Consider the following 795-nt stretch of genomic DNA (forward strand, 5'->3'; position numbering starts at 1 on the left):
GAGGCAGGCTTGTACTCATCTTAGGGGTGAGTAGTTACCCTGCCGCGCTAGGAACAACGGGGCGACGGCGTATGCTGAAGAACTGCTGGTATATCGCCTGCCCCAGCCGCAAACTGAAAAATCGGCCTGTCGCGCGAACTCTGTTCGGGCGCAGGTTGGTTTTTTTTCGCAGTGAATCCGGTCAGGTCTCCGCACTCGATGACTGCTGTCCGCATCGCAATGCCCCGCTTTCCGCCGGTGAAGTGGCCGACGGGCAACTGGCCTGCCCTTACCATGGATGGCGTTTCGATCGCCAGGGGAGGCTGGTGGAGATCCCTTACAGGGCAGGCACCCCCCCTGACTGTTCCATCCATCAGTATGACTGCGTCGAGCAGGACGGTTACGTCTGGGTTTGCCCGGGTGACAAGGTGCCGGAAGAAGCGCCTCTGGTATTTCCTCACCTGGGATTGCACGGCTGGACCAGCTTTCGCATGGAAACCCTGTTTGCTGCAAATGTGGAAGCCTGTCTGGAAAACTTTCTGGACTGCCCCCATGCCACCCATGTGCACAGATACTGGTTTCGCACTCCGACGGCCAAGCCGGTGATGGCCCAGGTAACCATGCTCGAAGATGGTGCGGTGGCGGAGTATTTTCAGGAACCCCGGGAAAAGAGCCTCGTATGGTCGCTGCTGTCGCCTAGCCCGCATCGCTCACCGATCCCCTGGTTCCGGCGTTTTTGGGCGCCGGGACGTGACCAAGATAGCCCGATAGCCCATTTCTCGTGCCAAGGTACTCGCCAAGAGAAGAGATTCTCGT

Annotated in this window: 1 protein-coding gene; it reads left to right on the forward strand. The window is 59.0% G+C overall.

Features of this window, described 5'->3' with window-relative positions; all coding sequences use genetic code 11:
* Positions 1-71 precede the first annotated feature (71 nt).
* Positions 72-795 (forward strand): Rieske 2Fe-2S domain-containing protein (locus ACOCD2_RS23260; protein ID WP_293653637.1); only part of this gene is annotated, 724 nt, incomplete at its 3' end.

This window comes from Thiolapillus sp. (genome assembly GCF_048562965.1).
Classification (GTDB): domain Bacteria; phylum Pseudomonadota; class Gammaproteobacteria; order Chromatiales; family Chromatiaceae; genus Thiolapillus; species Thiolapillus brandeum_A.